Origin of the sequence: Edaphobacter sp., assembly GCF_035763405.1 — a bacterium.
Classification (GTDB): domain Bacteria; phylum Acidobacteriota; class Terriglobia; order Terriglobales; family Acidobacteriaceae; genus Edaphobacter.
Genome location: NZ_DASUBE010000094.1, coordinates 53,585 through 59,621, shown reverse-complemented (window position 1 = coordinate 59,621; position 6,037 = coordinate 53,585). Strand labels below are relative to the sequence as shown.

The window sequence follows — 6,037 nt, the reverse complement described above, 5'->3', positions numbered from 1 at the left end:
GTCACGCTGGAGGCCCAGAGTCGCCCCCCACGCGGGGGCGTGGATTGAAACCAGCCCGGATGCGTGTAGCGATGCACCGCATCCTGTCGCCCCCCACGCGGGGCGTGGATTGAAACTTCAGCTCGTCGACCTTCTTCTGCTGATCCTCCGCGTCGCCCCCCACGCGGGGGCGTGGATTGAAACGCGGAGACGGCAGCCATCGAAGCCTACAACGAAGGTCGCCCCCCACGCGGGGGCGTGGATTGAAACCTCAGCCCTGTGGAAAATAAAACATTGACATGATGTCGCCCCCCACGCGGGGGCGTGGATTGAAACTCATCCTGATTGGGCTTTGTCTGCCCGCTGCCATGTCGCCCCCCACGCGGGGGCGTGGATTGAAACTCCGTCCCGTGTTCGTAGTTGGGCATCTCTTCACGTCGCCCCCCACGCGGGGGCGTGGATTGAAACCTCTTCAGCGTCTGCTGCATCGCGCTGGCCAAAGGTCGCCCCCCACGCGGGGGCGTGGATTGAAACCCCGTGGCCGAGCCGTGCCGGCGGCGTCACAGTGGTCGCCCCCCACGCGGGGGCGTGGATTGAAACATTCATAGCTGGAGCGATGACGAGCCCGGCGCGCGTCGCCCCCCACGCGGGGGCGTGGATTGAAACTTAACGCCAGTGTTAGCGCGTCACAACTCGCGCATGGTCGCCCCCCACGCGGGGGCGTGGATTGAAACCGGAAGTTGTCCTCATCAACTCCCATGATGGAACGTCGCCCCCCACGCGGGGGCGTGGATTGAAACTCTGCCGAGTTGCGGATGGCGCTCGCGGTCTGGCGTCGCCCCCCACGCGGGGGCGTGGATTGAAACTGTCACGCTGCGGCATATCGGCAATGTCGATGCCGTCGCCCCCCACGCGGGGGCGTGGATTGAAACGTGGTTGTGTTTGTGGCCTGCGGAGAGGGTTAGCGTCGCCCCCCACGCGGGGGCGTGGATTGAAACGTCCGCATCGTGCAGATGGTGTGGACAGGAAGGTGTCGCCCCCCACGCGGGGGGCGTGGATTGAAACTCCAGCGCCCTTCCAGCATCACCAGCGAGAGTGACGTCGCCCCCCACGCGGGGGGCGTGGATTGAAACGAGGCAGATCCCTTATTCCGCGAAAAGGTAGAGACGTCGCCCCCCACGCGGGGGGCGTGGATTGAAAACGGGCATGTTGCCCGACATGTATTAGTCTTGGAAAGTCTGCCGTGTCTATCAGCCAAAAGTTTTCATCAATTCGGGATGATTTTGCCTCAACCAGGTAGAAATGCTCTGTTGCAATTCCTCAGCAACCTTGATCGCCTGTTCAAGTTCCTGTTCTGAGATATTGCCAGCCGCGTCGTAGCTTGTTGCATTCCGTTTCTTCGAGAAGACTTTCAGCTTCTGAATCAGCTTCGGATCGCTTTTGAGAGTAAGCTCCAAGGACTCAACGATCTTCTGATGATGCCCGGTTTGCACTCTGGTGCGGTAACCACTTGCCCGCAAAGCGATATTCGCGGATGTCAGCGCCGCACTGAATGCCGCCTGAAAGCGGAGGTCGTCGGAGATCGCTTCTACCTTCGAATCTTTAAGGGCGCGTGTGACAATCCCCAACAAGTCCCTGATCTCGTCAGGGCTGGAGGGTTCGGCTTTGAGCCACCCGTATTCAGCCCATTTTTCTAAGCTCATCTTCATCTCCGATCAAGAGCATTTTTTTACCATGCAATACCGAGGTTAAGAAGTGATTTCCGTCTTTAATCTTGGCTTTGAATTCTTTTAGAGAATAGACGGTTGGGTTGATGGGCCGTCCAATGACATTTTCTACTGAAGTCAATTGAGCCAGCACGTCATCCAGAGTCACATTCCCCACAATCATCAAATCGACATCGCTTCCCGCATCCTCGTCTCCTCGCGCAATCGACCCGTAGACCAAAGCAAAGATGATTTGTGAGGCAAGGGGGGCCAGAGCGGAACGAAGCTGATGAAAGATGCCTGAAGTCTTTGCGATCAACGAACGAACGTCTGCAAATGCCGGGTGGTAACTATTTGCCTGATAGAAGACCTGTCGCCCTATAGTTGTCCGATTGAGCAATCCGACTTCCGACAAGGTTTCCAATTCTCGCTGGACGCTGCCGACGCTTGTTCCGATCTCCCTTGCTATCTGGCGAACAAAGAAAGTCTGGTCTGACTTACCATAAAGCAACGCGAGAACACGGCCTCGGGTCTGCCCAAAAAGCAGATCGCCAAGCGAGTTTGGGCCCGTTCTCATAACGAGAGCAATTGTACTCTTTTTGAGAACAAGTAACCATAGAGGATTTGGGAGGGCAATGAGCCGACCCAACTAAGAGCGCCTCATAAATTTCGCTATCCTCAAGCCCACAGTCACCCCACGATAAGTATGCTCTGCTGCTCCAATACGCTCTTTTTGACTGCCAGCCACTCTGAGCGATGTCTTTTAGTATCAATCAGTTGACACCTCATAACCCAAAGGTCGTAGGTTCAAATCCTACCCCCGCAACCAATCAAATCAGTGGTTTACGAAGAGAATTCGAGTGTCCCTTCCGCCAGATTCACTCCCACTGACTCCCATTCGCAAAAATCATGGTTTTAGGCGCTCGCTTTCACTGGCTTGAGCACTATCTCCACGACCTTGCCGTTTGCTTCTCGCTTGGATGAGGTCATGGCCTGTCCGTAAACCTTCGCCATGTACGCCGGAATCGTTATCTGCCTAGGAGGGCTCATCTTTAACAGGAATCCGGATGATGAGCGGGCGGTTCCAAGACGCTATTCCCGGCCTTTTCGGCGCTCTTTTTGGTGCTGGAGTCCTGGGATGGGGTGCGGGCTGGATCGGAGTTGCCCCCAGACCAACAGGAAGTCGCGCTCAAGGCATGTTTCAAGGAGGTATACAACAACGGAGCGTCGAAGCCAGCGCGTATCCTGCTGGCCGTCCGCTCAGTACCGCCTACGGTGGACAGAAAGAAGGGCAAGGAAGCCGAGATCTCAGAGCAGGCCTACTACCGGTGGCGCAAGGAGTATGGAGGGTTGCAGGTGGACCAGGCACGGCTGTTGAAGGAGTTGGAGTCAGAGAACGCGAAGCTGCGCGACGAGTTCCTCAACGGCGAAATTTTCTACTCGATCCAGGAGATGCGGGTGCTGGCTGAGCGTTGGCGTGTCCACTACGACACTATCCGGCCGCACTCCTCGCTGAGCTATTGCCCATCGGAGCCGGAGACCTGGGTGGCAACTATCTGGACTCAGAGATAGCTGCGCTACACTAACAAGCAATCTGGTTCAATAGATCGGGCAGATCAAGTCGAAGAATGAAGGTAGAGATGTCCCTCCGATATTCGTGTGTTCCAGTATTTTGTATCGCGGCTCTAATTGCGACTGTTCCTCAGGTAAGTTCCGCGCAGATGCCCGGCCAATCGGGCCCGGAGTCGCCAGCAATCATAGTCGCGCAAGCTCCGCGCGGATTGCGCGCGACCGTTGGCCATGAGTCGGTTGACGTGACTGTTTGCACGGATACGGTGATCCACGTCGTGACGACACCTGAAGAACAGGTGGACAATTCTTCGAAGCCCTGGATGCTCGCGCCGTCAGAGTCCTGTCCCGGGGCGGAGTTTCACTACGCGGACGACGGGAAAAGTGCGACGCTGACCACCGCGAAGGTCCGCGTTGTTTTCTCACTAACAGCCGGTAATCTCGTCTTCGAGCGGACCGACGGCAGCTCGCTTCTGCGCGAGGGCGATGCAGTTCCGCGGACCTACGTGCCGGAAATGATCAACGGCGAACGCCTCTATCACGTCACCGACCGTTTCACTCCCGACGCGACCGAGGCTATGTATGGCCTGGGCCAGCACCAGAGCGGTCTTTTCAACTATCGGGGCGCCACGGTCGAGCTTGGCCAGAACAATACCGACGTTGCAATTCCGCTGCTGCTATCAACTAAGGGCTACGCCATTCTCTGGAATACGGCGTCGCTGACATACGTGGACAACCGTTTTCCCCTGCTGCTGTCTTTCCGCTCGCTCGCTGGACGTTCGATTGACTACTACTTCATCTATGGCCCGGAGTTCGACGGCATCCTGCATCAGTACCGCACGATGACTGGCCACACTCCCATGCTTCCGGAATGGGCTTACGGTTATTTTCAATCGAAAGACCGCTACACGTCGCTCGATCAGATTCTTCAAATTGCGGGAAGGTACCACGCCGAGAATATCCCCTTGGACACGATGGTTCAGGACTGGTTTTGGTGGAAACATGAGGGCGATCCCGTTTTCAACTCGAACTACCACGATGTGCCGGGTGACCTTACAAAACTGCATGATGAACACGTTCACGCCATGATTTCCGTCTGGGGTCTCATGGATCCTGTGTCGGAAAACTACAAAATCATGGTCGCGCATCACTGGGATATTCCCGGGACGCATGTCTACGATCCCACCAATCCCGCGGCTCGCGACTTCTACTGGAACAACCTGGTCAAGCCGCTCTTCAAGCAGGGATGGGACGCCTTCTGGCTCGACAGTGCCGAACCGGAGGAGTACTGGCCGCACATGGGCGATGCCATTCTCAAGGACAAGCAACTAACCATCGGAAGCGGCGCCGAGTACACCAACATTTTTCCTTTCGAGCACACGCTTGGCGTCCAACAGCATTGGAAAGCAACAACCGATCGGAAGCGCGTCTTTCTGCTCACCCGCTCGGCTTTCCTTGGTCAGCAGCGCGTCGGCGCCACCGTCTGGTCAGGCGATGTCTACAGCACCTGGTGGGGCCTCAGGCATCAGGTTGCGGCGGGTCTGAACTTTGCTCTCTCCGGTTATCCCTACTGGACAACCGACATCGGCGGCTACTGGCCGGCAGTCGATGGACATATTCAAGAGCCGGATTATCAGGAACTTTACGCGCGCTGGTTTGAGTACGGCGCCTTCTGCCCCATCTTCCGCAGCCACGGTCATCGCCCTGAGAACGAGTTCTGGAGCTACCCGCAGGTCGAACCGATCCTCATCGAATACGACAAGCTCCGCTACCGTCTGATGCCATACCTCTACTCACTCGCCTGGAAGGTGACCAGCGATGACTACACAATCATGCGCCCGCTGGTGATGGACTTCCGCTCCGATCCAAACACCTGGAATCTCGGAGACCAGTTTATGTTTGGCCCAGCGATTCTGGTCAGCCCAGTACTCAAATCCGGTGCGACGAGTCGCAGTGTCTATCTCCCCGGCGCGACCACATGGTATGACTTCTGGACTGGCACTTCCGCGCATGGTGATCAGACAATTCAAACAGACGCGCCCCTCGAACGCCTCCCTCTTTATGTCCGCGCCGGGTCAATCCTACCCATGGGCCCAGAGATCGAATACGCCGAGCAGAGTCCCGAGGGTCCCATCGAACTCCGCGTCTACCGAGGGGCAGACGGCAGCTTCAATATGTATCAGGACTCCGGCGACAGCTACGATTACATGAAGGGTCAGCACACCGTTATCCCGATCCACTGGGACGACAAAGCCAGCGTACTCACCTTTGGTGCACGCCAAGGATCGTACACCGGCATGCAGACGACGATACGTTTCCATATCGTGCTCGTCGGGAAGGCCCATGGCGTAGGCGAGGCCGTCACCTCAACCGTCGATAGCGACTTCAGCTACAGCGGTAGCAAAGCAACTGTAAAGTTGCCATGAGAAGCACTCGTCACGTGATGCACAAAGGGACGACGAAGCACAGTCCCTCTGTGCACATATTGCTAGAGCCCGTAATGACTTTAATTCCGTTCTGTAAGCACTGCGCTGTTTTCTTGTTGAGGTCGCGCAGCATGGAGGGATGGGGAACAAGGGGCAGGTTGGCTATCCGAGTGATGTGAGTGACGATGAGTGGCGGTTTGTGGCGCCCTATCTGGCGTTGTGCCGCTGGGTTTCTGCTTTTATTGACAGCTTTGTGGGCGAAGGAGTACAAATCCACCCGTGAATGCGCAATCGATTGTGCACGAGCAGTCAATGTACTCATAACGCTTTTTATCCACTTTCTTTCCGGAGGCATTT

At 56.6% G+C, this 6,037-nt stretch carries 4 protein-coding genes and 1 CRISPR repeat array; of the genes, 2 read left to right on the top strand and 2 right to left on the bottom strand.

Annotation, left to right across the window (positions count from 1 at the left end; genetic code table 11):
- Positions 1-151: 151 nt before the first annotated feature.
- A CRISPR array of direct repeats spans positions 152-977; the repeat unit is 32 nt; unit sequence GTCGCCCCCCACGCGGGGGCGTGGATTGAAAC.
- 252 nt (positions 978-1,229) lie between these two features.
- Both VFU66_RS09760 and VFU66_RS09755 read right to left on the bottom strand, forming a co-directional pair.
- A complete protein-coding gene (locus tag VFU66_RS09760) occupies positions 1,230-1,682 on the bottom strand; it encodes a hypothetical protein (protein ID WP_326446055.1) in 453 nt (150 codons plus the stop codon).
- Positions 1,660-2,334: a nucleotidyltransferase domain-containing protein gene (locus VFU66_RS09755; RefSeq protein ID WP_326446054.1), complete on the bottom strand. Its 675-nt coding sequence runs from the start codon at positions 2,332-2,334 to the stop codon at positions 1,660-1,662. Before VFU66_RS09755 ends, VFU66_RS09760 begins: the two co-directional genes overlap by 23 nt.
- Before the next feature lie 473 nt (positions 2,335-2,807).
- On the opposite strand from VFU66_RS09755, the gene VFU66_RS09750 reads away from it, so the two are divergent.
- Both VFU66_RS09750 and VFU66_RS09745 read left to right on the top strand, forming a co-directional pair.
- Complete coding sequence (locus VFU66_RS09750; RefSeq protein WP_326446056.1) at positions 2,808-3,257, top strand: integrase core domain-containing protein; 450 nt, start codon at positions 2,808-2,810, stop codon at positions 3,255-3,257.
- Positions 3,258-3,499: 242 nt separating this feature from the next.
- Entirely contained in the window at positions 3,500-5,680 is a 2,181-nt protein-coding gene (locus VFU66_RS09745; RefSeq protein WP_326446053.1) for a glycoside hydrolase family 31 protein, read from the top strand.
- The last annotated feature ends 357 nt before the right edge of the window (positions 5,681-6,037 follow it).